This window comes from Microlunatus elymi, assembly GCF_007362775.1.
Lineage (GTDB): Bacteria > Actinomycetota > Actinomycetes > Propionibacteriales > Propionibacteriaceae > Microlunatus > Microlunatus elymi.
In genome coordinates, this window is the sequence record NZ_CP041692.1 from 4524491 (window position 1) to 4548763 (window position 24273).

General features: G+C 64.7%; 26 protein-coding genes, 2 pseudogenes and 1 riboswitch. Of the genes and pseudogenes, 10 read left to right on the forward strand and 18 right to left on the reverse strand.

The genetic code is table 11. The annotated features are described in order from the left end of the window. Positions 1 to 18: 18 nt before the first annotated feature. Positions 19 to 1824, forward strand: a complete 1806-nt coding sequence (locus FOE78_RS20585) for a hypothetical protein (protein WP_143987933.1) — start codon at positions 19 to 21, stop codon at positions 1822 to 1824. An 11-nt stretch (positions 1825 to 1835) separates the two neighbouring features. Here the strand turns inward: FOE78_RS20585 and FOE78_RS20590 are convergent, their stop codons facing one another. The 4 genes and pseudogenes from FOE78_RS20590 to FOE78_RS20605 form a co-directional block, all read right to left on the reverse strand. Next, a complete protein-coding gene (locus FOE78_RS20590; protein WP_143987934.1) occupies positions 1836 to 3431 on the reverse strand; it encodes a glycoside hydrolase family 10 protein in 1596 nt (531 codons plus the stop codon). Between the two features lie 215 nt (positions 3432 to 3646). Next, a pseudogene (locus tag FOE78_RS20595) lies at positions 3647 to 3859 on the reverse strand (DMT family transporter); the annotation flags it as partial. Positions 3860 to 3861: 2 nt separating this feature from the next. Beyond that, positions 3862 to 4176 (reverse strand): DMT family transporter, encoded by a 315-nt coding sequence (locus FOE78_RS20600; RefSeq protein WP_143987935.1) that lies wholly within the window; start codon positions 4174 to 4176, stop codon positions 3862 to 3864. A 35-nt stretch (positions 4177 to 4211) separates the two neighbouring features. After that, a riboswitch (guanidine-III (ykkC-III) riboswitch) is annotated at positions 4212 to 4278 on the reverse strand. A gap of 74 nt (positions 4279 to 4352) precedes the next feature. Then, on the reverse strand, positions 4353 to 5234 hold the full coding sequence (locus FOE78_RS20605; protein ID WP_143987936.1) for a hypothetical protein: 882 nt from the start codon (positions 5232 to 5234) through the stop codon (positions 4353 to 4355). Positions 5235 to 5644: 410 nt separating this feature from the next. Here FOE78_RS20605 and FOE78_RS20610 point away from each other — a divergent pair, with 410 nt between their 5' ends. Further along, complete coding sequence (locus FOE78_RS20610) at positions 5645 to 5923, forward strand: hypothetical protein (protein ID WP_143987937.1); 279 nt, start codon at positions 5645 to 5647, stop codon at positions 5921 to 5923. A gap of 678 nt (positions 5924 to 6601) precedes the next feature. On the opposite strand, the gene FOE78_RS20615 is transcribed toward FOE78_RS20610, so the two are convergent. Further along, entirely contained in the window at positions 6602 to 6919 is a 318-nt protein-coding gene (locus FOE78_RS20615) for a cation transporter (protein WP_323125700.1), read from the reverse strand. Between the two features lie 175 nt (positions 6920 to 7094). Here FOE78_RS20615 and FOE78_RS20620 point away from each other — a divergent pair, with 175 nt between their 5' ends. Beyond that, positions 7095 to 8402: an ISL3 family transposase gene (locus FOE78_RS20620; RefSeq protein ID WP_143985364.1), complete on the forward strand. Its 1308-nt coding sequence runs from the start codon at positions 7095 to 7097 to the stop codon at positions 8400 to 8402. Here the strand turns inward: FOE78_RS20620 and FOE78_RS20625 are convergent. Together FOE78_RS20625 and FOE78_RS20630 are read right to left on the reverse strand one after the other, a co-directional pair. Then, positions 8385 to 8762, reverse strand: coding sequence for a hypothetical protein (locus FOE78_RS20625; RefSeq protein ID WP_210414697.1), 378 nt, complete (start codon positions 8760 to 8762; stop codon positions 8385 to 8387). The two genes, FOE78_RS20620 and FOE78_RS20625, sit on opposite strands and share 18 nt — an antisense overlap. Then, positions 8759 to 9097: an ArsR/SmtB family transcription factor gene (locus FOE78_RS20630; protein ID WP_143985295.1), complete on the reverse strand. Its 339-nt coding sequence runs from the start codon at positions 9095 to 9097 to the stop codon at positions 8759 to 8761. The genes FOE78_RS20625 and FOE78_RS20630 overlap by 4 nt, the downstream gene beginning before the upstream one ends. 471 nt (positions 9098 to 9568) lie before the next feature. Between FOE78_RS20630 and FOE78_RS20635 the strand changes: the two genes are divergently transcribed. Both FOE78_RS20635 and FOE78_RS20640 read left to right on the forward strand, forming a co-directional pair. Next, on the forward strand, positions 9569 to 9988 hold the full coding sequence (locus FOE78_RS20635) for a hypothetical protein (RefSeq protein ID WP_143987938.1): 420 nt from the start codon (positions 9569 to 9571) through the stop codon (positions 9986 to 9988). 175 nt (positions 9989 to 10163) lie between these two features. Beyond that, entirely contained in the window at positions 10164 to 10514 is a 351-nt protein-coding gene (locus FOE78_RS20640; RefSeq protein WP_143987939.1) for a hypothetical protein, read from the forward strand. Between the two features lie 302 nt (positions 10515 to 10816). Here the strand turns inward: FOE78_RS20640 and FOE78_RS20645 are convergent, their stop codons facing one another. After that, positions 10817 to 11107: a hypothetical protein gene (locus tag FOE78_RS20645; protein WP_143987940.1), complete on the reverse strand. Its 291-nt coding sequence runs from the start codon at positions 11105 to 11107 to the stop codon at positions 10817 to 10819. Positions 11108 to 11348: 241 nt separating this feature from the next. On the opposite strand from FOE78_RS20645, the gene istA reads away from it, so the two are divergent. The 3 genes from istA to istB are packed head-to-tail and all read left to right on the forward strand — an operon-like array spanning position 11349 to position 14010. After that, positions 11349 to 12767 carry an IS21 family transposase gene (gene istA, locus FOE78_RS20650; RefSeq protein ID WP_210414671.1) on the forward strand — a complete coding sequence of 473 codons (1419 nt, stop codon included), beginning with the start codon at positions 11349 to 11351 and terminating at the stop codon, positions 12765 to 12767. A 2-nt stretch (positions 12768 to 12769) separates the two neighbouring features. Next, positions 12770 to 13243, forward strand: a complete 474-nt coding sequence (locus FOE78_RS20655) for a hypothetical protein (protein WP_143984780.1) — start codon at positions 12770 to 12772, stop codon at positions 13241 to 13243. Further along, a complete protein-coding gene (gene istB / locus FOE78_RS20660; RefSeq protein ID WP_143984779.1) occupies positions 13240 to 14010 on the forward strand; it encodes an IS21-like element helper ATPase IstB in 771 nt (256 codons plus the stop codon). Before FOE78_RS20655 ends, istB begins: the two co-directional genes overlap by 4 nt. 22 nt (positions 14011 to 14032) lie before the next feature. Here the strand turns inward: istB and FOE78_RS20665 are convergent, their stop codons facing one another. Further along, positions 14033 to 14638 carry a hypothetical protein gene (locus FOE78_RS20665; protein ID WP_143987941.1) on the reverse strand — a complete coding sequence of 202 codons (606 nt, stop codon included), beginning with the start codon at positions 14636 to 14638 and terminating at the stop codon, positions 14033 to 14035. Positions 14639 to 14798: 160 nt separating this feature from the next. Here FOE78_RS20665 and FOE78_RS20670 point away from each other — a divergent pair, with 160 nt between their 5' ends. Further along, positions 14799 to 15278, forward strand: coding sequence for a hypothetical protein (locus FOE78_RS20670; RefSeq protein WP_266094992.1), 480 nt, complete (start codon positions 14799 to 14801; stop codon positions 15276 to 15278). Between the two features lie 89 nt (positions 15279 to 15367). Here the strand turns inward: FOE78_RS20670 and FOE78_RS24315 are convergent, their stop codons facing one another. From FOE78_RS24315 to FOE78_RS20700, 7 genes and pseudogenes are all read right to left on the reverse strand, one after another. Further along, positions 15368 to 15682: a helix-turn-helix domain-containing protein gene (locus FOE78_RS24315; RefSeq protein ID WP_407662669.1), complete on the reverse strand. Its 315-nt coding sequence runs from the start codon at positions 15680 to 15682 to the stop codon at positions 15368 to 15370. After that, positions 15665 to 15950, reverse strand: a pseudogene (locus tag FOE78_RS24320) (recombinase family protein); the annotation flags it as partial. The pseudogene FOE78_RS24320 and the gene FOE78_RS24315, both read right to left, overlap by 18 nt. Before the next feature lie 185 nt (positions 15951 to 16135). Further along, complete coding sequence (locus tag FOE78_RS20680; RefSeq protein ID WP_168207613.1) at positions 16136 to 16780, reverse strand: class I SAM-dependent methyltransferase; 645 nt, start codon at positions 16778 to 16780, stop codon at positions 16136 to 16138. Positions 16781 to 17002: 222 nt separating this feature from the next. After that, positions 17003 to 18253 carry an IS256 family transposase gene (locus FOE78_RS20685; protein ID WP_143988986.1) on the reverse strand — a complete coding sequence of 417 codons (1251 nt, stop codon included), beginning with the start codon at positions 18251 to 18253 and terminating at the stop codon, positions 17003 to 17005. Between the two features lie 216 nt (positions 18254 to 18469). Further along, positions 18470 to 19318: an alpha/beta fold hydrolase gene (locus FOE78_RS20690; protein ID WP_228265922.1), complete on the reverse strand. Its 849-nt coding sequence runs from the start codon at positions 19316 to 19318 to the stop codon at positions 18470 to 18472. A 202-nt stretch (positions 19319 to 19520) separates the two neighbouring features. Continuing rightward, positions 19521 to 20348, reverse strand: coding sequence for an alpha/beta hydrolase (locus FOE78_RS20695; RefSeq protein ID WP_210414698.1), 828 nt, complete (start codon positions 20346 to 20348; stop codon positions 19521 to 19523). 75 nt (positions 20349 to 20423) lie between these two features. Further along, positions 20424 to 21206 (reverse strand): oxidoreductase, encoded by a 783-nt coding sequence (locus FOE78_RS20700; RefSeq protein ID WP_143987944.1) that lies wholly within the window; start codon positions 21204 to 21206, stop codon positions 20424 to 20426. Between the two features lie 113 nt (positions 21207 to 21319). On the opposite strand from FOE78_RS20700, the gene FOE78_RS20705 reads away from it, so the two are divergent. Further along, positions 21320 to 22000 carry a TetR/AcrR family transcriptional regulator gene (locus FOE78_RS20705; RefSeq protein WP_168207614.1) on the forward strand — a complete coding sequence of 227 codons (681 nt, stop codon included), beginning with the start codon at positions 21320 to 21322 and terminating at the stop codon, positions 21998 to 22000. A gap of 243 nt (positions 22001 to 22243) precedes the next feature. On the opposite strand, the gene FOE78_RS20710 is transcribed toward FOE78_RS20705, so the two are convergent. Next, complete coding sequence (locus FOE78_RS20710; protein WP_168207653.1) at positions 22244 to 23485, reverse strand: IS256 family transposase; 1242 nt, start codon at positions 23483 to 23485, stop codon at positions 22244 to 22246. Between the two features lie 173 nt (positions 23486 to 23658). Next, a complete protein-coding gene (locus tag FOE78_RS20715) occupies positions 23659 to 24258 on the reverse strand; it encodes a dihydrofolate reductase family protein (protein WP_143987946.1) in 600 nt (199 codons plus the stop codon). Positions 24259 to 24273 lie beyond the last annotated feature (15 nt).

The following is a 24273-nucleotide window of genomic DNA, read 5'->3' on the forward strand; positions in this document are numbered from 1 at the left end:
TCGAGGAGATGACCTGCCATGCAGCCAGCGGCGGCGCTCGACGACCTGCTCGACCGAGCGGACGCCGCGCTGTCCGCCGGCCACGGCGACGAGGCTGCTCGGCTGTACGATCTGGCGCTCGACCGCAGCCGCAACTCCGGTGATCTTGTTCGCTCGACCAGGGCCGGATTGGGTGCCGCCTCGGCGTACGTCTTCGGCACCGATCCAGGCAAGGTCCCGGCGCAGCTCTACGACCTCCTCGTACGCACCACCGATGACGTCGATCGGGCCCGGCTGGCCGCCGCGCTCGCCCGCTGTTGGTCGTACGCAGGTCAGCCCAGACGGTCGATACGGTTCGCGACAGAGGCGGTGCAGCGTGCCCGATGCTGTGCGCAGCAAGCACTTCTCGCCGATTGCCTCGATGCGGCCCTGTCCGCGCACTGGGGGCCCGATGATCTTGCTGAACGCGCCCGATTGTCGGCCGAACTCGACGAGGTGGCAGCGCATGTCCTCGATCCGCTCACCCGGCTGCAGGCACAGCTGTGGGGCCTGCAAGTCGCGGTCGAATCGCTCAACCTGCCCGCGATGAACCGACATCTGCGGGCCATGGAGTCACTCGGCGAGGAGTCCGACCGAGCCCGCTTCTTCGCCGCGTCACGGCGCTGCATGATGGAGCTGATGCAAGGCCGGACGACGAAGGTCGCCGCGCTGATCACGATCGCCGAAGAATCGGCCAGCCGGGCGGGCCTGGCGGACGCTTGGATGGTGATCGAGTCGATGAAGGGCTACTCGGCGGTCCAACGGGGCGACGTGGCGACCATCGCCGCGTTGGCCGGCCGGTGTGAAGACTTCGGTCGCACCGAGGGCATCGTCGTGATCTTGGCGGAGGCGGCCTACCTGTGGTCACAAGCCGGGGATGTGTCTCGAACCCGGAACGTCCTGGACAACTTTTCCTCCGACGTGCTCGACGAACTCCCGTACGACGTCAACCAACTCCTCACTCTGCAATGTGTGCTCCAAGCAGCCCTCCGGGTCGGCCGGACCAGCATGATCGAATCGGTCGCGCCGATGCTCGGCTGCTATCCGGAACGAGCCGTGATCAACGCGGGCGCGGTGATGTTTCACGGTGTCACCGACGATCCGCTGTCGCGGGCGGCGGCCGTGCTCGGCGATCCGGCGACGGCCGAACGGCTGAGGGATCGAGCCATCCGCAGCTACCAGCGCGTCGGTGCGACCTGGTGGCGCGATCAACTCCTCGCGCAGCACCGGGCCCCGGCCCCATCGGATGGCGGTCGCCACGATGCTTGGGTCCTCCGACCGGCAGCCGCCGGGTTGTGGATGATCGGCCCGGCAGACAACCCCAGCATGATGCGGGCGCTACGAGGTTTTCGAATCCTGCAACGGCTACTGCGGACGCCCGGCGATCCGGTCCCCGCACTCGAGTTGATCACCGAGGGAGGGCCGACGGTGATCCAATCCGATCTTGGTCGCACGGTGGACGCGGAAGCGCTGTCGGCCTATCGGCAGCGGCTGACCGAGATCGATTCCGAACTGATCGAAGCCGACAACTGGTCAGACCTTGCCCGGTCCGAGCTGTTGCGCGCGGACCGAGACGCATTGCTCGCAGAGATCCGTTCGGCGACTGGGCTGAATGGCCGCCGTCGACCGTCCGGATCGACGCACGAACGCGCCCGAGTGGCCGCCACCAAGGCCATCGGCGGAGCGATCGACCGGATCAGCAGCGTCGACGGGCCACTCGGCGAGCACCTTCGCCGATCGATCCGGACTGGCGGCGAGTGCAGCTACCAGCCGGTCGGAGTCCAACCGGACTGGATGCTCGACTGACCAACCCGGATCTAGATCGTTGTCGCCCGCGACACCGGGCTCTCGTTCCAGCGTCGATCCAACGCACTGATCAGGTACGTGTAGCGCTGCCCGGATTCGGCGGTTTCGTCGAGGTAGCTCTGCATCCGGCCGTCGGTCCGCCGCACGGTGGCCAGCAGGTGGGTGGCGTCGGCAAGATCACGACCGCTCGGCCGGACCCGGCCGTCGAAGCGCCAGATCGCGTACGAGGTTGCCTCGCTGTGCCCGCCCCGGGGCGACGACCAGCGTAAGGTCACGCCGTCGCTGCCGCGGTCGGCGTCGTACAGCTCCGGCCGACGCGGCGGGTTACCGCCGAGGTGGCGGATCGGCGGGATGATCGCGGGACGGCTGTAGTGCGTGTCCACCATCAGGGTGGTTGAGCCGTGGGCGTCGGCCCGTACATCCTTGGCGCTGAAGAAGACGTCGCCGTCGACCTGCGGATAGTCGTGGTTGAAGGTCAGGTGGTTGCTCAGCTCGGCCGGGTCGGTGAAGACACCGCTGGTCTCCTTGTAGGTGGCCTGGCCGATGTAGAGGTGCACGTCGGTGTGATCGACAACGTCGGCCCACCACGGCGTGAGCTTGGCGTAGTCGGCGACGGCGAGCCCGATCTGCCAGTAGATCTGCGGGTTGATGTAGTCGATCCAGCCTTCCTTCACCCAGCGGCGGGTGTCGGCGTAGTTGGCGTCGTAGGACTGGGTGCCGCCGGTGTCGGAGCCACGAGGATCGTCGGCCTTGTTCCGCCAGATGCCGAAGGGGCTGACGCCGAATTTCACCCAGGGCTTGCGCCGGTGGATCCGTTGCTGCATCTCGGCGGCCAACAAGTTGATGTTGTGGCGCCGCCAGTCGCCGATGTCGGTGAAGCCGTCGCCGTAGCGGGCGAAGGTGTCCGCGTCGGGCAATTCCTGGCCGGCGACCGGGTAGGGGTAGAAGTAGTCGTCGAAGTGCGCGCCGTCGACGTCGTAGCGCAGCACCGCGTCCAGCATGGCGTCCTCGACGAACCTGCGGACCTCGGGGATGCCGGGGTTGTAGTAGAGCTTCGGGCCGTAGGGAAAGATCCAGTCCGGATGCACCCGGCCGGGGTGGGTCGGAACCAGCTGGTTCGGGTCGGTCTGCATCGAGACCCGGTACGGGTTGAACCAAGCGTGGTATTCGAGATTTCGCTTGTGTGCTTCGGTTATCTGGAAGGCGAGCGGATCGTAGCCGGGGTCCTTGCCTTGGGTGCCGGTCAGGTATTGCGACCACGGCTCGTACGGTGACGGCCAGAAGGCATCGGCGGTCGGCCGGACCTGCGAGATCACCGCGTTCAGGTTCAGCTTCTTCGCCAGGTCGAGCCAGGCAACGAACTCGGCTTGCTGCTGTTCGATCGTCAGCCCGGTCGCGCTCGGCCAGTCGATGTTGACCACGCTGGCGATCCACATCGCCCGGAACTGATGTTTCGGCCGGAAGGGATCCGTGTGGCCTGATTGCCGACCGCCGGGCTGTCGCTCGTGTGCGGCGGCCGGCAGCGTGCCGACGGAGACCGCGAACGCGCCGCCGACGCCGGTGCCCGCGGCAAGTTGCAGAAATCGTCGACGGTCCACGTTGACCATGAGTGCTCCCAACTCCCGACTCGGTGTCGAGCGACAGCATGCCACGGACGCGCGGCTACGTCACTTGTTTGCCGGAAGTTCGTTCGTCGCGTGAATCGCCAACGTCTCGCCCTGGCCGGCAGCAGCTTCAGTCCGATCACCGCGGCAATGATCCCCGCCAAGAAGATGATCTTGAGTGCCGACACCGCTTCCTCTCCGGTGATCATGGCGAAGCCGACGGTCAGGGCGGCGCCGACACCGGTCCAAACCGCGTACGAGGTGCCGATCGGGATCCGCTTGGTGGCCCAGCCGAGTCCGAGCATGCTCAGTGCGAGGGCGATGAAGAAGATGACGGCCGGCAGCAGCCGGCTCAGCCCGTGCGAGTGGCCGAGGGCGGTGGCCCAGACGGCCTCGAAGACGGCACTGATCAGCAGCACGATCCACGCCATGATCAACTCACCACCTTCAGGCCGACGACGCAGCCGACGAGCATGATCAACAACAGCATCCGGCCCACGCTGGCGCGCTCCTTGCCGGTGATCACGCCCCACAGCACGGTCAGGCTGGCGCCGATGCCGACCCAGATCGCGTAGGCGGTGCCGGTCGGGATCGAGGTCATCGCGTACGCCAAGCCGGCCATGCTGCCGGCGAGTCCGAGCACGAAGATCACCGCTGGTCGCCAGCGTTTGAAACCTTGGGACGCCGACAGTGCGGTGGCCCAAACGGCCTCCAACATGCCCGCGATGATCAGGACGACCCAGGACACGACAACTCCTTCTCGAGCCGGCCACGTGGGCCGGTTCTGAGTCAGTCTTGTCCGATGCGGGTACTGCTCCCTCGTCCGCCGAGCCCGAGAACCGGGCTCGCGATTTCGAGGGTAGCAACTCCCCTTTTCCCGGGCCAATCCGCGATCTTGACGGCGACTCTGCAGGTGTCAGGTGATCATGCTGCCCCCAGCTTCCGCCACATCATCCACTCGGGAGTGCTGCTGCCGGAACAGTCCCCGACCGCTACGCGGTCGCCCGCTCTCGCATCCGAGCGGGCAGGAACGTCCGCCTTCTCGCCATCCGCGCGGGCACCGGGATCCGCTTGCGCTGCCACGGCGGCGTGCCAGACGGCGGTTGCGAACCTGTTGTTGCCGAGGTCGTGGCTACCGGAGTCATTGACGATCAGCACCCGGCCGTAGCGGGTTCGCCACACGTAGGTGCCCGGCACGGGTTGCCTCACGGACCAGCCGCCGTGGGTTTTGATCCGGTGCTCGGTCTCGCCGAGTGGACCCAGATTGTGCAGCCCGGTCTGGCCTGGCGGGGCGTTGCCGCCGGGCCCGCCGGTTCGCCGGTAGGCGACGGTGTGGTCGGCCTGCATGGATCTGCTGCGGTTGGCCGAGTTGGGAAAGCAACTGGCCGGGGTCCTGGCCAGCAGGGCGTTGCGCATCGCATCGGGGACTTCGTAGGCGTCCACCGGGTGGATGTCGGCGTGGTTGAGGACGGGTTGTAGCCGGATTTGGCAGCCGGCGCCGAGCCAGTCCCGGATCTGGGAGGCGAGGATCGGGCCGATGCCTTCGGCTCGGGCGACGCCGTGGCCGGTGGTGGCGGTGTCGGCGGAGATGTGGACGTGCAGAACGACCTTGGGCAACAGTTTGGTGGGGTCGATCCGGGCCAGCCAGAACGCGGTGTCGCGGTCCAGTCGGGGGTCGGGGTTGATCGGGATCGGGACCCGGCGCAGGTCACCATGATCAACTTCGAACCCGATCGTCCCGCAACCATCCCGGCTCGTCGACTCGTGATCATGCTCGCGCGTCAGCTCGCGATCGTCGGTGACCACGGTTTGCCGCTCTCCGGTGGCAGTGTCGGTGGGTGCCGGGTCCTTGCCGTACGCGGCTTCATGATCGTTCGTGCTCTGGTGGCGGCGGTGGTTCTGACCGGCAGGCTGCTGATCTTCTAGCCGCCGCGGATGGCCCGGGTCTTCGGTCTGCGAATGCTCGCCACCGGCGGTTCGGTCAGCATCACTCGCCGGTGTTTCGTCGTGGTCGCGGTCCTCGGACTCGTGATCATGGCGGTTCCGCTGCGACCAAGATCAACAACCAGCCAGACGAAAGATCGAGGTCTAATGACCGCCTTGGCCGAGCATCCGGACGTATTCGGCGTCGGGCCACGCATGTCCTGGGACGGCGAATCACCGATGCCCGAGAACCTGAGTACCAATCCTGGGATCTACGTCAACCGACTCCACCCGTGCTGCGCTTGGTCGCCAACACCCCCGTCTTCCGGTCAGTCACCGAAAACATTGGGCTCTCGTGCGCCCGCATGCTCTATGCCGACCACGACTACTACTTCGACACCTTCGAACTCATGACCCAGGTCATGCGCACCCACGGGCTCCGCCACGTCATCGCAGACGACACGTTGATCATGCACGCGTTTGCCGTCTCCTACCCCGACGAGTCCAGCGCCCTGATCCCGCAAAAGGAGCGCCGACGCGACGAATGGCTCGCCATCGTGCGTCAGCAATGACGACGCGAACAAGACAGAACAGTGTGTCAACGGGATGGTCTATCGGGACTCGGGGTCGGCCGTTGGTTCAAGATCGCCCTGTTCGGTGAGCACGAACATCTTGGAGCACTGGGGGCAGCGGACTACTGGTCTGGCCCTGAGATCGCCGTCGGTGGCCGCCGTCAACCGCGCCCGTCGTCCGGGCAGATGACGTACTCCATTCACCCAATCTATGGTTGGTGCACATTGCGTGCCGGCGTGGTGAGCGACGAAGACGTTCGACCTTCGCAGAGTTTCGGAAGCAATTCGCGCTACCAACGAGGCATGCGATGCCCGTCAACGCCGCCGCCGACAGACCGTCGACAACTTCGACCGACTGCGACCTGAGCGCGGAATCGGTGTGTTCGTCAGGGATCCGCTGCGGGCACACTTATTGCGTCGTTGGAGTGAGCTTCTCGCGGTGCCGCTGGATCTCCTCAAGTGTGACAACCAGCCCATCGCGATCGCCAGCTACGACCTTCTTCCGCACCGAAACACAAGCCGCCGCTGCCTTCCGAAGACAACCTCAATCGCGTCCTCAACGAACCCTGACAACACTGGGCAACAGACCGTTGCCCGAAGCCTCGCCTCGCACGACGGGCCGCCCGCACGGGATCCATCACCGGACAGGCGATCATTTTGGGCGCCCAGCGTGTGGAGTTAGTTACAGCAGTCGCAGCCGGGCTCGCAGGTGCTGCAGTTCTCTTCCTCAGATGGCAGGGTTAGGCCGACCGGTGCGCAGCAGTTGTCGCCGCGCCAGGCTTGAACTCCTTCACGAACGGCGAGGCCGGCGATCACCAATGCCACGAGCGGATCGGCCCAAGACCAGCCGAGCAGCGCGTTGAGCACCAGACCAAGCAGCAGTACCGCCGACAGATAGGTACAGATCAGGGTCTGCTTGGAATCGGCAACGGCCGAGGCCGAGCCCAACTCTCGCCCGGTGCGACGCTGCGCGTAGGACAGGAACGGCATGATCATCACCGACAATGCAGCCAACACGATGCCCGGTAGGGATTTCTGGCTCTTCGCAGTTGAGGGTGTAGCTGGGATGTGATCAAACGCGCTCGAGTGGCGGCGCGTCGGTGAGCTGGTGGGTGTCGGGGTCTTTCGATGATGGAGGTTCTCACACCGGCCCATCGGAAAGACCCCGACGTTGCACAACGCTACCTTCCAGTGCCCTGATCTGACCACGTTCTGCCGGCTCGACGCGCTCGGGCTTCAGGTCGTCGGTCAGCGGCTCGAAGCCGGCCGGGCCGAGCTGGCCTGCCGGGTCGTCGATGCTGATGATTGGTGTCACCGCTGCGGCTGTCAGGGCATTGCCCGCGACAGTGTGGTGCGGCGGCTGGCGCACGAGCCGCTCGGGTGGCGGCCCACCACGTTGGTCGTCACGGTCCGCCGGTACCGCTGTACGGGCTGCGGGCATGTGTGGCGCCAAGACACCAGCCGGGCGGCCGAACCACGAGCCAAACTGTCGCGAGCTGGTTTGCGGTGGGCCTTGGAAGGGATCGTGTGTCAGCACCTGACGGTGGCCCGGATCGCCGAAGGACTCGCGGTGTCATGGAACACCGCCAACACCGCGATCCTGGCCGAAGGCAAGCGGGTCTTGATTGATGATCCGGCCCGGTTCGACGGTGTGCGGGTGATCGGGGTCGACGAACACTCCTGGCGGCACACCCGCCACGGGGACAAGTTCGTCACCGTGATCATCGACATGACGCCGGTGCGGGATCGGAGGGGACCCGCGCGGCTGCTGGACATGATCGAGGGCCGCTCCAAGCAGGTGTTCAAGACCTGGCTGAACGATCGACCACAAGCCTGGCGCGACCAGATCGAGGTCGTCGGCATGGACGGGTTCACCGGCTACAAAACCGCGGCCACCGAGGAACTACCCGAGGCGGTCACCGTGATGGACCCATTCCACATGGTCCGCCTGGCCGGGGACGCGTTGGAACAGTGCCGGCAACGGGTCCAGCAGCAAACTCTGGGCCACCGCGGCCGCAAGGGTGATCCTCTCTACAGTGCCCGCCGGACCCTGCTCACCGGGCAAGATCTCCTCACCGACAAACAACGTGACCGACTGGCCAACCTGTTCGCCACCGACCGGCATGTCGAGGTCGAAGTGACCTGGGGCATCTACCAACAGGTGATCGCTGCCTACCGGGCGCCCGACCGGACGGCCGGGAAGATGATCATGAAACGAGTCGTCGACGCGATCTCCGACAACGTTCCGGCCGCGCTGGTCGAGATCGGCAAACTCGGCCGCACCCTGAAACGCCGCGCTGCTGACGTGATCGCCTACTTCGACCGGCCCCACACCTCCAACGGACCTACCGAAGCGATCAACGGCCGCCTCGAACACCTCCGCGGCTCCGCCCTCGGATTCCGCAACCTCACCAACTACATCGCCCGTAGCCTGCTCGAAGCCGGAGGATTCAGACCCCAACTACACCGTCGATTCTGAAGAGCCGGATTTCTCTGCCTGATGGCCACCGATCAGGGCGATCGCCGCATTGACGGTGACGTAGCCGGCGAGGGCGAAGAACGACAGGGCGATGATCCGCAGCGCGCGGCGTTCTCGTGCCTGCCGAACGGTGTGGTCGCGGGCGGAGAACTGCCAAGCCACGGCAGCGGCCGAGGACACCTCGATCACCGAATCCAGGCCGAACCCGACCAAGGCGACTGATGACGCCACGGAACCGGCGACGATTGCTACCACGGCCTCGATCACGTTGTAGGTGATCGTGGCCGCGACCAACAGCCGGATCCGTCGAGTGAGGACATCGCGCCGGCTCTTCACGCCGGGAATGCTGAGGTCGGTCATGGGCAGCTGCACCCTTCACCGTCACAACAACCCGGTTCGATGTACAGGACCACCTTCATCAGCTCGTCCAGCGACGGGGCCAGGTGGGAATCCGACAGCCGGTACCAGACCCGCCGACCGTCCGGGATGGCCTCGACCAGACCGCAACCCCGAAGACAGGCCAGCTGGTTGGTCATCACCTGACGCGAAACTCCCAAGGCGTTGGCCAGATCGGACGGGTAGGCGGGTGCTTCACGCAGGGCGAGCAAGACTCCCGCCCGGGTCGGATCCGACAACGCGTGGCCCAGTCTGGCCAGCGCAGCCGTGTGCGGCAGAGTTGCCGTGGCAGTGGACATGGACCTGATAGTACAGCGAAACGTGTACTAAATGACCCGACAGAGATTCCCGTTGATGCAGACCAGTCAATGGAGCGCACTGCCCGGAAGCCGTTCCCCGACGGACACCGGCGCACGCCGCCCGGTAGCCGGCCGTCGGCGGGCAGAGCATCGGGCAACCTCGCCGGGCAGCCAACCGAGCGCAAGATCGCTGTTTCAGAGGGAGTGACCAGCCAGACCGGCCATCGACCACTCGGGCAAGGCACTTGGCTGGTGCCAGCGCCCAGCTATCGCCGGATCAAGCAGCAGCGGGATCGACCGCCGGCAACTGTGAAGGAGAAGGGCCACCGAATCCACGCGGTGATTGTTCCAGACCAACCGCCAGGCCCGCATCGGATCCACGACCGGGCGATGTCGGGCCAGCTCCCCCTTCGGAAGTCAACGTCACCGTCGCTGCTGCCAGTTCGGGACGGCCGCTGATAGCTTCCGGACATGCTCCTCGAAGACGACGTCGTCGACGCAGTGGCCGAGTTCATCACGCAGCACGGCTGGACCATTGAATCGATCGCTCACGCCACAGAACACGGTGACGACATTGTCGCCACCAAAGGCAACGAAGTGTTGAGAGTCGAAGCGAAAGGGTCCGGCAGCTCGCGTGGGCATAGCGCTCGATTCGGAAAGACGTTTACCAGCGGCCAGGTACATACCCACGTCGCAGTGGCGGTGCTGCGTGCGATGACCTGGGTGTCGCAATCTCAATCGACCCGGGCAGCAATCGCCCTGCCCGACGACCAGGCTCATCGGTCCCGAATCGAGAGAGTCGACGCGGCCCTTCGGCGCCTCCACATCGGAGTCTTCTGGGTCACAGAAGGCCGTGCCGTTTCCGTCGATGCACCCTGGCGCCTGGACTGAACACCATCGACCGCATGGGATCCCGTTCCGGGCAGGTGGCGTGACCACGTCAGGGCGGGCGACTTGCCAATCGGCAAGGTTCGTTCCCTCGGGCTCTGCGCATGGTCCAGCGGAATCGCCAAGCACGGTGACCGGCCGTCACGCGCGCTGGCTCGCGTCCGATAGCTTGGCGATCGTGACCTCTGTACTGGTCCTAGGAATTGACCCGCGTGCCATTCCCGGCATGGACGGCGAAGCCGTGCGAGCCCGGCTCGAGGCTGAGCTGAGTCGATTCGCGAATCTAGGGATCGAAGCTGATATAACATTGCTGAGGCTCGACGAGACCACCGAGGACGCGGCACTGGCGGCATTGGTCGAGCGGCGGTGGGACGTCGTTGTCGTCGGAGGTGGCATCCGCAAGCCAACGCAACTGCTCGAACTCTTCGAATGGATCGTCAACATGATCCGACGCGAGGCCCCGCAGGCCGCGATCGCGTTCAACACCAGCGGGGGCGACAGCGTCGAGGCTGCAAAACGCTGGCTCTGAACGCGTAACCGGAGTATCGATGCCAGCATCTCGCCTACGCCGAGACACGAGCGTTCTACCGACCGTGTCTCCCTTCTCGTGGAAGAGATGGCCGGCGTCGGCTGCAAGGGATCGACAGTGATCATGGCAAAGACCGCTGGGGTCATAAGGCACGCCCGCAAGCCGTTCCCCGGCCGACCGGTCGTCAGTCGACCGGCCGACGCCCGCGGCCGGGCAGACCATCGGGCAGCCTCACCGGGCACACAGCTGAGCGTGGAATCGTCGTGCCACAAGGGATCCCTTACCGGACAGCGGATCCCGTGCTACCAGAGGGAATGGGCGGCGATGAAGTCTCGGATCGCGTGAAGAGCAGGCTTGGGCGTGTAGTCATCGCGCAGCAGTCCGAACCTGGTGTGCCAACTACCCGCGGTCAGCCCGTCTCGGAGACCGAAGAACTCGTAGGTAGCGACGCCGGCACTCGAGTTTCGGACAGCTTCGGCGACGGCGACCAGGGTTCGTGCCTGTGTGGCCTCGTCCCGATCCTCACCGGTGGGCCAGCCGGTTTCGGTGATGTGGATCGGTGTGTTTTCGGGCACCCCGGCCTCGGCAGTCACCCGCCGGAACGTCGTCAGGAGAAACTCCACGGCCGCCGGCAATTGCTCCCAGGAGATGCGTCGGAATACATCGGGGAACGCGTCAAGTCCGATGTTGTCCGCGTACGACCTCACATGTCGTTCTCCGTACGACCTGACGTGTAGGTCGGTCTCGGCGAGTTGAGTCCCTGCTCGCCTTGAGTTGGGTCACCCTTCGGTTCGTCAACTGCCAAGTAGACGAGTCCGAAGGGTGACTTGCTCCATGATCCTGGATACGGAGTCCTGGATGAATGTCCGTCGTTTCCGCGCCTTGCATGTTGCCGGCGCGAGCTTTGCCGAGATCGCCCGTGAGTGCGGGGTGGATTGGCGCACGGTGAAGAGGTATCTGATCGAGGACGCTGCCTCGGTCCCACCGACACCACCGCCCCGGGCCGGGACGCAGCCGAGGGTGATCGCCCCGTTCATCGGGGTGGTCGAGGCCTGGCTGCGTGCCGATGTCGGGTTGAAGGGCACGGTGATCCATGAGCGGCTGGTGGCCGAGCACGGGTTCACCGGGTCGTATCAGCGGGTGAAGATGTTCCTGGCCGAGGCCCGGCCCCGGATCGCCGCCGAGCTGGCCCAGACCGATGAGAACCCGTTGATCGGGTTCCATCGCCGGTTCGAGGTCGTGCCGGGTGCGCAGGCCCAGGTCGATTGGGGCGATGAGGGTGATCTGCTGGCCCATGTCGGGATCGGCCATGTGTATTCGTTCCACATGACCTTGTCCCATTCCCGGGACCCGTTCTGCTGTTTCACCACCAGCATGGATTTGGCCACGTTCTTCGACTGCCATCGGCGCGCGTTCGCCCATTTCGGCGGGGTGCCGGGTGCGATCGTCTATGACCGGACCAAGACCGTGGTCAAACGCCATGTCGCGCCCGGGCTGGCGGTGCCGGTGCACCCGGAAGCGGCCGCGTTCGCCGATCATTACGGGTTCGTCATCGACGTTCTGGCCGCCTACCGACCCACCGGTAAGGGCCGGGTCGAACGCCAGGTCAACATCGTGCGTGAACACGTGGTCGCCGGCCGCTGGTTCGACTCGATCCAGGAGTTGGACGGCGCCTTCGATGCCTGGCTACCGATCCGACGTGGGCAGGTCCACCGCACCCACGGTCAGGTCATCGCCGTTCGCGCGATCGGCGATCGGGCCGCCCTGTTGCCGTTGCCGGACCGGCCATATCTGGTTTGCGATCGGTATCTGCGTCGAGTCGGTAAGGACGCCCTGGTCTCCTTTGAGGCCAGCTTCTACTCCGTGCCCGCCAGCCGGGTCCGGCCCGGTGGGCAGGTCGAGGTGGCCGTGAACGCCGACACCGTGACCATCAGCGCGCTCGCCGTTGATGGTGGCGGCTGGCTGGCGACCCACCAACGGGCCCGCCGACGGGGCTCGTGGATCGTCGATGAGACCCATTGGGCCGGGCTGCCCGACGGTCACACCCGGGCCATCTGTCTCGACCCTCCACCGGCACCACGCTCCAGAACCGGTCCGGCCGAGCCAAGTCCGTTGACCGCGCTGCTGGCCAGCCATCACGCCGCCGGCCAGCCGGTCGCTGTCCGGCCGCTGTCGGACTACCAGACCGCCGCCCAGACCAACCCCGCCGCCCAGACGAACCCCGCCGCCGGATCCCACACCGCCAGGAGCTGACCATGATCAACAACAGGAACAAGATCAACAACGACGAGAGCATGATCAACAACGACATGATCAACAGCACGAACAGCAGCAGCGGTAAGGTTTGCGGCCCACCCAACTCCGTGTCGTCGATCCAGGGTCTGCCCGGACACAGCCTGGACCCGAGCCCGACACCAGCAGCTGCCGGGGTGGAGCTGAGCCAGTACACCGCCGCCACGTTGGCCGAGCTGCTCGGCCTGTGTGAGGAATTCCTCCGCACCGCCGGCCCGGCCGTCCATGCCGAACTTCGCCGATACCTCACCGGCCAGACCCCACCGGCCGACCCGGGCTGGCTGATCGACATGCTCGGCTTCCACCAACTCCACCTGCACCAGCGGATCAAGGCCACAACCCCCAGCCCACGCGACAACTGGCACACCGACCCCGACCACGACCGGATCATCCCGGTCACCGCTGCCCAGGCCCGCACCGGGGTGGTGGCCCGGTGAACAGCCTGACCAGCGACCGGATCCGTGACCACGCCACCAAACTCGGACTGACCCACCTGACCGAATCGATCGGCCCACTGGTCGACCGCGCCGAGCAAGCCCAACTGGGCTACCTCGACTTCATCGACCTGCTCCTGGGAGAAGAAGTCGGCCTGCGCGAGGGCCGCAGGTTCCGCAACGCCCTACGCCTGTCCGGCCTGCCCCACCACAAAACCCTCGACGACTTCGACTTCGCCTTCCAACCCGACCTCGACGTCCGCAAGGTCCGCGACCTGGCCACCCTGGAGTTCGCCCGCACCAAATCCAATGTGGTCCTCCTCGGCCCACCCGGCGTCGGGAAAACCATGATCGCCGTCGCCCTCGCGGTCGCCGCCTGCCAAGCCGGGTTCTCCATCTACTTCACCACCCTGGACGACCTGGTCCGCAAACTCCGCGCCGCCGACACCACCGGCCGGTTCAACCGCCAACTCGCCACCTACCTCCGACCCGCGGTCCTGATCGTCGACGAAGTCGGCTACCTCCCCCTGGACCGGGCCGAAGCCAACATGGTCTTCCAACTCGTCTCCCGCCGCTACGAACGCGGCTCCATGATCATCACCTCGAACAAGGCCTTCACCGAATGGGGCAGCGTCCTGGGCGACGACGTCCTAGCCACCGCCATCCTCGACCGACTCCTACACCACTGCGACGTCATCAACATCAACGGACCCTCCTACCGACTCAAAGACCGCTTCAACCTCACCACCGGAGGAGAAACCATGCCATGATCACCATGCCGAGACCGACACGTCAGGTCGTACCCCATGCAACATGTGAGGTAGTACGCCGACAGATGTAGTCGAGTCGTTGGATGTGGTCGCGGCCGATGGCATCGGCCAATGTCTGCCAGAACCGCGCATCTGCCAAGCCGGCCGAGTTCACCCCGATCGCCACCGAGGCGTCCAGCCGGTCACGCTCATCAAGACCTGCTTGCACTCCCGCTGAGACGGCCTCGAAGCATCCCGGGCTGCCGCCGTCCAGCGGTGCCGGCACGTTCAGCTCCTCTCCGACTTGGACCTTCCCACCTCCCCAGCCGGCGACGTCTCGGACCGCTTGCCGGACGAATTCAGCGAACCCGTCAGCATCAGGTGTCGGGCTTTGGTAACACGCAACGAGGTCGACCTGGCGACCGCCACCGATGTATAGACCCGGATCAGCCGGTGTTGCCACCGCCCCGGCGTGATCGACAGCGCCCGGGCCGAAGTGGCGGTAGCTGCGGATGAAGAACCGTTCGGAATCGCCCTGCAAGGTCTGCAACGCCTGCAGCGTCTGCTGCGGTTGTTCCGGTGGGCAGTCGATTGGTTCCAAGGTGACGAGGTCGGCGGCGATGGCGCCGGGCCAGATTCCGAAGATCACAGAGCATCACTCCCAGATAGCCGTATACGGCTAAATCTAGAATGATCAGCCGTATACGGTCAACTGAGGGAGACATCACGTGCCGACCAACGCGCTGGCAAATCCACTCGTGCTACCGATCCTCGGCCTGCTAGTCGAACAGCCTCGGCATGCCTACGCCGTGTTCGCCGAGCTGCGCCGCCGCTACGCGTACCTGACCGTGCGCAACGCCACCGTCTACACGCTGCTGAACACGTTGGCCGATGAGGGATGGGTCGAGACGGCAAACCACGCAGTAAAACCAGTTCTGGCTACCACACCGCGCGGGCGGAAGGCATTCGCCGAGATCGTCGACCGGCAGCTCCGCACCGCCCACCCGGCCGACGGGGCCGCCTTCATGACCGCCCTGGCCTACCTCGGCATCCTGACGCCTGCCACTGCGAGCCACGCGCTACAAGATCGACTCACTCTCATCGCGGCCGAGCGACGAAAGACGCAACAATTGGTCACCGAATCCGGCGCAGCCGAACTCCACATGATCGAAGCGCACTTCTACCTCAACCGCCTCACCGAGGACGCCAACTGGATCGAACGAACCATCCACCGAATCGAAGCCGGTCAGCTCAGCTGGCCCGTCAGTCATGGCCCCACCTCCCCGTAAGAGGTTCGTGCTGGGGCCGTGTCGTGGGCTGCCCGGACACGCCCGTTGCCGGGCACACCTCCGGGCAGCCTCAACGGGCACGACCCGGGTCACACGGCAACGATGGGCCCAGAACCAGGGTCCGGCTTCTCAGCGGCTACCCGGTCGCGATCAGTCGCCGCTGTCCCGGCGCCTTTCGCCAGAGCACCCTGCTGTGCCCGATAGACCGTCGACCGTGCAACACCGAACAACTCCGCCGCCTCACCGGTACTGTACCGGCCCGAGTTCATCAACTCGACCAGATGAGCCTCCTGCCGAACGCTCAACTTCGGCAGCTTCCCGCGCAGATGCCCTTTCGCTTTCGCGACCCTCATACCCTCCACGGTCCGCATCCGGATCAGATCGGCTTCAAACTCAGCGACCATGGCCAACACGTTGAACAACAGCCGACCGATCGCATCAGTAGGGTCATAGACCGAGCCACCCAGGCTCAACCGGACCCCACGTGTCACCAGATCGACACGCCGCCATCGCCTGCCGCAACCCCGGCCGATCCCGATTCGTGCCAGTCAAACCATGATCAACATAGATCCGATCCACACCGACACCCAGACGCTGCAGCGCCTCACGCTGAACCGTCAGATCCTGATCCTCGGTCGACACCCGTGCATAGCCGACCAACAATTCCGTCATCACTCAGCCCTCCTGAGCAAACCCCGGCATTTTCCCCGAGGAGCAACACGATGCTGCTCACCCCATCGAAACCTCAACAGGCCTGAGCGCGGCGGTATCGCAGACTGGATCGTTCACCGGGCCACCTTTCTCGACCATGTGATTGCACCGATGATCGCGACGGAGGAACCACCCTCGCCACGTGTTCAGTACTGGGCTCTTCGGCAGCGCAGAACCAAGTTGCGGGGCACGTCGGCAGGCGGCTCCAGAAACTCGGCGACCTCCAGGCCAGAGCGAATCACCGCATTCAGGTAGGTCGAGAGCCTTCGGTGATAGGCACCGACACGGCCACGAACGCCATCGGTCTTTGTGGTCCACCATCCCTCCCACGAGTAACCGCGGTCCGGAGGCCAGCTCGACAACGTCCCAGTGTCAGACCGCCCGGGAAAACACGGATGCAGAAGGGCGATCAGGACCCAGCCCCCAGGACGGACAACCGCGGCGATAGTCCCCAGCACGGCGTCCAGATCCTCGATATCCATCAACGCCATGTTGGACACCACACCGTCGAAAGCCACACCATCCCACCAATCAGTGCTCGTGGCATCGCCCTGGCGATACTGCACGCGCCCGGAAGGCGCCGCCTTGTCGAGCATCATTTGCGATGCGTCGATTGCGGTGACTGTCGCGTCACGCTCTGCAATGACACCGCTGAGAGAGCCGATCCCACACGCCAGGTCCAGCACCCGCTGATCTCTCAGATCTACAGGCAGATATGGAAGACAGACCGGCGACCAATCGCGGGTGAACTCTGCATACCACTGAGCCACTCGGTCGTAGCGAGACTCCATCCAGGGATGGTAGGCCATCCTCAGACCCCGCTACGAAGCCGCAAACCATTCCCTTGCCGAAGCGGCTGACTTCCGTCCGGACAGAGCACCTCATCGATCAGGGCATCGGGCGGTATCGTCGGCCACCCAGCTGAGCGTCGGATCGGTGCATCACAGACGACCCTTGACCGGGCCGCCTGCGGGGGCTGTCCGGTGAACGGTGTGTGAGGTCCGGCGGTTTCATCAGTGAGTGGCTGCTTCGAGCCGGCCCTCGAAGGTGATCGCGAACGCGTTCAGCGCCGGTTTCCACCTGATCATCCATCGTGCCCTGCCGCCACCGGTCGGGTCCAGGGATCGGGTGACCAGATACAGGCATTTCATCGCCGCAGCCTCGTTGGGGAAATGGCCGCGGGCCTTGATCGCTCGCCGGTAGCGGGCGTTGATCGACTCGAACGCATTCGTCGAACAGATCACCCGGCGCACCTCGACGTCGTATTCGAGGAACGGCACGAACTCGGCCCAGGCGTTCTCCCAGAGTCGGATGATCGCCGGATACCGTTGACCCCACTGGTCGGCGAACTCGTTGAAGCGTTCCTTCGCTGCGGCTTCCGACGGTGCGGTATAGATCGGCCGCAATGCCTTGGCGATCTGGTCGCGGTGTTGCCGGCCGGCATAGCCGAAGCTGTTGCGAATCAGATGCACCACACAGGTCTGCACTACCGTCCGGTCCCACGTTGTGGTGATCGCTTCCGGCAACCCTTTCAGCCCGTCACAGACCGCGATCAACACGTCGCCGACGCCACGATTCTTCAACTCAGTAAAGACTTGCAGCCAGAACCGTGCCCCCTCGCCACCGTCCCCGGACCAGATACCCAGAATGTCACGTTCCCCGGCCGTGGTGACGCCCATGACGACATAGAACGGGGTGTTACGGACCTGCCCGTCGCGGACCTTGACCACAATGGCGTCGACGAAGATCACCGGATAAATCGGATCCAAGGGTCGACTGGCCCACTCGGCCATCTCCGCGATCACCTTGTCGGTGATCTTGCTGATCGTGTCCTTGCTGACCTTGGCCCCATACACATCGTCGAAGTGCGCGGCCACCTCACCGGTGGTCAAACCACGGGCGGTCAGCGACAACACAATCTCATCGATCCCGTCCAACCGGCGTTGCCGCTTGCGGACGATCTGCGGCTCGAAGGACCCTTCCCGGTCCCGGGGAACCTCGATCTCCACCGGCCCGATCTCGGTGATCACCGTCTTCGACCTGGTGCCATTCCGCACATTCGACCCGGCCGGTGTGTCACCGTGTTCATGGCCCAGATGCTCGGTCAGCTCGGCCTCCAACGCGGTCTCCAGCACCTGCTTGGTCAGGCTGGAGAGCAGACCGCCGGGGCCGACCAGGCTGACACCCTGGGCCCTGGCCTGAGCCAGCAGCTGCTCGGCCAATTCCTTCTCATCCATCGGCTCACCCGTCACGGGATCGAGCATCACCGCATCACCGCCGTTCGGCGGGCTGATCGGCATCGTGTCGCTCCGGGCATCCAGCCCGGGTGTTGCATCGGTCGTCATTCCGACCCGTCCTTTCGGTCAGGCCGGACCCCGCACACCGTTTTTCTGACAGTCCCCGCCTGCGCGCGAACCAATTATCAGTCGTGCCGCATCCACTCAGAAGCGACCATCAGGCGCTCGTGTACCTGGGTCGCGTCAGCTGCTCAGGAATTGCAGCAGCGCGGTGTTGACTTCGTCGGGATGGGTCCAGCCGATATTGTGCGGACCCCCTTCGACAGGGATGACGGTGAGGTCCGTGATCAGGCCGGGCAGTCGTTGCGCGGTGGCTTCGAACGGCAGAATGCGATCCTCGGTGCCGTGCATGATGAGAACCGGCACGTCGATCCGTGGCAGGTCGGCGCGGAAGTCGGTCAGCCAGCTGTCAACGCAGGCGTACGACGCATGCGGAGAGGCGGATGCCGCGACGTTGAAGGAGGCCTGCCAGGCGCGCTCGCTGATCCGGTCCGGTGCAAGCTTGTCGACGTTGTAGAAGTCGTTGAAGAAGTTCTCGAACCAGGTGTAGCGGTCGGCCAGCACCATCTCTTTGATGTCGTCGAACACCTTCTGGTCGACACCGTCGGGATTGTCGGTCGTTTTCAGCAGGAATGGTGGGATGACGCCGAACATAAACGCCCGGTCCACCCGGCCCGAACCGTACCGGCTCAGATAGCGGGTGACCTCTCCGGTGCCCATCGAGAAGCCGCCGAGTACCAGATCGGTCAGGTCGAGCGTCTCGATCAGGGTGTTCAGGTCGGCGGCGAAGGTGTCGTAGTCGTAGCCTGTCGTGGGTTGGCTGGAGTTGCCGAACCCGCGCCGGTCATAGCGGATGACCCGGTAGCCGGCCGCCAGCAGGACGCGTTCCTGCCGTTCCCAGGACTGCCCGCTCAATGGGTAGCCGTGAATCAGCACGACCGGTTGGCCGCTGCCGTGATCTTCGTAGTAGATGCTGATGTGGGTGCTGTTCTCGGTACCGACCTTGACGTAGCCCATGACGGCCCCTTCCACGTTGACGATCTTTTCCTGATCCGCAAGCGTCGGCCGCCGTCATCCGCATCCGCGACCGCACAGCACAACTCGCTCGTTCTGTCTGACCGAGACCTGTTGATCAACTGGCAACTCACCCGACTCGACAGTTCGTGGGCGCTCTGCCAGCCGCGCGTCTGGATGCCTGACCTTGGCTCTGCTCGGGATGCTTGGCTCGGAGCTCTTATGAGGTTGCCGCTTCGGCTGGGTTGATCTTTGCCTGGTTGGCGGTGATCCAGTCGAGGGCGATCTGTGCGACGTCGGCCCAGCCCGCATCGATGGTGAGGGAGTGGCCTCTGCCGTCGATCGTGCGGTAGTCGGTTTGGGACGGATTGTCGGCATACAGCTTGACGACGGCTTCGGTCACTTTTTGCGGCACGACGTGGTCCTCAGTGCCCGAGATCAGGAGGAGGGGTCCGCGCGCAGCTTGGTGCATGTCGATGGCGGCTGGTGAGTTCCGGACGAAGTTCGCTGTTGCGTCTTCGAACAAGGGCCGGCCCGGACCTGGAATCGTCCACCGCGAGTAGAGGCTTTCTGATTCCTCCTCGGTCAGAGTGTTGCCGAAGCTGTAGCGGAACTGCTCGCGGGTCAACGCGACGGTCTTCTTCTTGTTGGCCGGGTTGCTCAGGACCGGCCAGCTCGACTTCAGTTGCGAGAACGGGAGCGCCTTGACTCCCTTGATCGGCGCCGGGTCGATTCCCACAGCGGCCGCTGCGTAGCCGTTGGCCAAGAGTTCTTGAGCGATCAGGCCGCCGAAGGAATGCCCGACCACGATCGGTCGGGTCGCCATGGCATCGATCAGGTCGGCGTAGTGGTGACAGATCGCCTCGATACCGATGCCGTTGAGTTCCTCGTGGTGGTCGCGGGTTTCCTGCACGGTTGCGCCGTCTCCGGGCCATCCGGGTGCTGTCGTGGTGTAGCCGCGCTCCTCGAAGAGCGCCTGCCACGGTGCCCAGGCAGTCGCATGGATCCACAGACCGTGGACAAACATCACCGGCACCGGGCCGGACAAGGGTGAATCAGACATCGCAAGACTCCTTTGAATATGCGAACGGCCGATCCGATCGGCCGTGCAGCCAGGATTTGACTACAAAGTGGGGATCATTCCGCCGTCGACGGCGAAGTTGGCGCCGGTCACGTTGGCTGTCCGATCGCTTGCCAGCAACAGGACCAGATCCGCCACTTCCTGGGGGCGGGAAAACCGGCCGGTCACCGATTCCGCCGCGGCATCGGCAGCCACCTGTGCTGGGGACCGTCCGGCCTCCTGACCGACCGTCTGGGCCACGCCGTGCTCCCCCAGCCAAAGGTCGGTCTCGACCGGTCCGGGGCCGATCGTGTTGACCCGGATTCCGGCCGGACCGACTTCCTTCGACAGTGACTTGGAGAAGTTCGTCAGAGCAGCCTTCGCCGCCGAGTAGTCGATCACCAGTGGGTCGGGAAGAGATGCGTTGACGGAGCTGATTGAGATGATGCTGCCGCCGGCGGACATGTGCGGCAGGGCCGCGCGGACGGTACGAACCGCCGCCAACAAGGTCAGGTTGAGTGTGGCGACCCAGTCTTCATCCGTCACGCTGTTGAACCCTCCCGGCCGCGGTGTTACCGCGCCGACATTGTTCACCACGATGTCGACTCGACCACCGCGTTCGACGGCCCGGTCCACGAGCGTTTGCGCACCAAACGTGGTGGCCAAATCCACCGAAACGAACTCCACACCGCCGGCCGACTGCAACCAGGCAAGGTCGGGGCTCACCGCTCGGGCCCCGGCCATCACCTGAACACCCTCATCGACCAGCGCCCGAGTGATCGCCAAACCGATGCCCTTGCTGGCCCCGGTCACGACAGCCAACTTTCCGTCCAAACCAAGCTTCATCGCGCGACCCTTCCCCCGATCCACAGCAGCCGGCAGGGATCGACATTCAGCCGACCGCTGATCAACCGCTCTGGAGACCCAGCACCAGGTAGACGGACCCGTCTATCTATGATTTGAAGTATCAGCTATGCGCGACAATCCCGTCAAGGGCCAAAGGAGGGATCACCATTTCCCCGGCAACCCACGAGCCAGCAGTTGCCGTCCGCCCCTCGGCAGCACGCGACCGCATCCTGGCCACCGCCACACGACTCTTCTACAGCGTCGGCATCCGCACCGTCGGCGTCGATCGACTCATCGCGGAATCCCAGGTAGCCAGGATGACGTTCTTCCGCCACTTCCCCACCAAAGACGACCTCGTCGTCGCGTTCCTCACGGCCCAAGCCAGCGCCGCCCGCGACGAACTGACCCAGATCCGTCAAACCCGAGGACCCCACGCACTGCTTGCTGCGGTCGCAGCCGGCATCACAACAGCCACCAACACCGACGGGTTCCGAGGCTGCGAATTCATCAATACCGCGGCAGAGTTCTGCAACCCCAACCACCCAGCCCGCGTCCTCATCGCCCAACATCGCGCATGGGTCCGGGACCAAATGAAAGACGCCCTCACCGCCCTCCGCCACCCAACACCGAGCGAGACCGCCGAAATCCTCCTCATGCTCCGTACCGGCGCAATCGTCGCCGCATCCCTCGAAGGTCTTACCGACACCAGCAAACTCGAACAAACCTGGTCGACCCTCATCAATCAAACCTCAGCGCACCAGCCCCGCAGCGCGCACCCGACATCTCAGGACTGACCGATAGACGCGCTTGCCCGCACGGCTCCCGGATTTGGACCATCATCAACTGTCGCGCCAGGAGAGGTTCCTTACTCGGGCACCGTGGCAGTCCCACGGATGTGAAAGGCGTTCCCGCGGGAACGTTTTTGCGCTGTGCCAGTCCCCGGCGGGGATCCCGACCCGGGCACTCACTTTGTTCAGGTCCACGCTGACGCCGTCGGGGGTCTGTCAAGTTTTCGGTGTAACTGATTTTTGATCTTGTTAGTTGCGTCCGGCGGATAGGCGTCCGTCGAAGGTGATGTCGAAGGCGTTGAGTGCTGCCTTCCATCGGTTGGTCCAGCGTTTGCGTCCTCGGCCGGTCGGATCGAGACTCATGATCGCCAGGTACAGGCACTTCAGCGCTGCCTGCTCGGTGGGGAAATGACCGCGGGCATTGACCGCTCGCCGGAGTCGGGCGTTGATCGACTCGATCGCATTCGTCGTGCAGATCACGGTGCGGATTTCGCGGTCGAACTGCAGGAATGGGACGAACTCTGCCCAAGCGTTGGTCCACAGCCGGATGATCGCCGGGTAACGCTTCTCCCACTTGGAGCTGAAGTCGGCGAACCGGTCCAGCGCTTCGGCCTCGGAGGCGGCGGTATACACCGGTTTCAGGTCCTTGGCGACCGACCCCCAGTCCTTCTTCGAGGCGTATTTGAACGAGTTCCGCAGCAGATGCACGATGCAGGTCTGCACGATCGTCTTGTCCCACACCGCCGACACCGCGTCAGGGAGTCCGGTCAGCCCGTCGCAGACCAGCATGCACACATCGTTGGTGCCACGATTCTTGATCTCGGTCAGCACTCGCAGCCAGTACTTGGCACCTTCCCCGTCGCCGTGCTCACCGGCCCACAGGCCGAGCACGTCACGCTCACCGTCGGCGGTGACACCCAGGGCCAGGTAGATCGGCCGGTTGCAGACCTCACCCTCCCGGATCTTGACCTGGATCGCGTCGATGAACAGCACCGCATACACCGGGTCCAACGGACGAGACTGCCAGGCGGCCAGCCCCTCCATCACCCGGTCGGTGATCGTCGAGATCGTCTGTTTCGACACCTCCGCCCCATACACCTCGGCGAGGTGCGCCGAAATCTCCCCGGTCGTGAGTCCCTTCGCCGACAGCGAGATCACTAGGTCCTCCACCCCAGACAGTCGCCGCTGCCGCTTCGCCACGATCGTCGGCTCGAAACTGCCGTCCCGGTCCCGCGGCACCGAAACATCAACCGGCCCGGCTTCGGTCAACAGCGTCTTGGCCCGGTAGCCGTTGCGGGAGTTACCGCCGTCCCGGCCGACCGGATCATGCTTGGCATACCCCAGGTGATCATCCATCTCACCCTCCAGGGCGCCCTCGACGATCATCTTCGTCAGCCGGCCCAGCAAGCCGCCCTGACCGGTCAGCTGCAACCCGTTGGCCCGGGCCCGATCGGTCAGCTCGCGCACCAGCTGCTGATCGCTGGCCGACAGCTCCTGCCCGTCAGCAGCAGCCACATCCCTACTCGTCACGTCAGTCACAGGTGTCTCCTTCGTCTCAGGAGTTACACCGTTAAAATTACAGTCCCGCCGTCGGGGCGATCACTGGGCGGCTCAACTTCTGGGCTCGGGAGGAATCGCGGGCGGCAGTCCCAGGCCGCCACCGTTCAGCGGCGTTTCACGGCGTAGGTGACTCGCATGGCGCCGTTGTCGAAAGTGTTGACGCCGATCAACTGCAGGTTCGTACGCCCGACCAGGTTGTCGAACAGTCGCCTACCCTCGTGCACGACGGTCGGGTGGATGATCAGCTGGAATTCGTCAACCAGCTTGGCGTTGATCAGGGACTGAACCAGGGTCGGGCTGCCGAAGGTCATGATCTCGCCGCCGGCCGACCTCTTCAGTCTCTTGATCTGCGTCTGGAGGTCGTCGCCGGTGAGCTGGGTCACCGGTTCGAACCTGCCCCAGGCCAGATCCGCCAACGGTTCGCCACTGACGATGATCTTCCTGGTGGTGTTGATCTTCTCGGCAAGACGGGAGGTTGTATCGGCCTGCCCGGATTGTTTGAAGTTCGGCCATTTCCGGACCAGGTCCTCATAGGTGGCGCGTCCCACAAGGATGGCATCGACGTCGGCCAACGACGCCAAGAACGCCTCGAGCGACTCGGCAACGGGGGCACTTCCCCACTTCCACTCCGTCTCGTCGCCTGTCGGCGGGCCAGTGACAACTCCATTGACGGTGCTGTTGATGGAGACGGTGAGCTTACGCATGGTCGTCCTCGAATC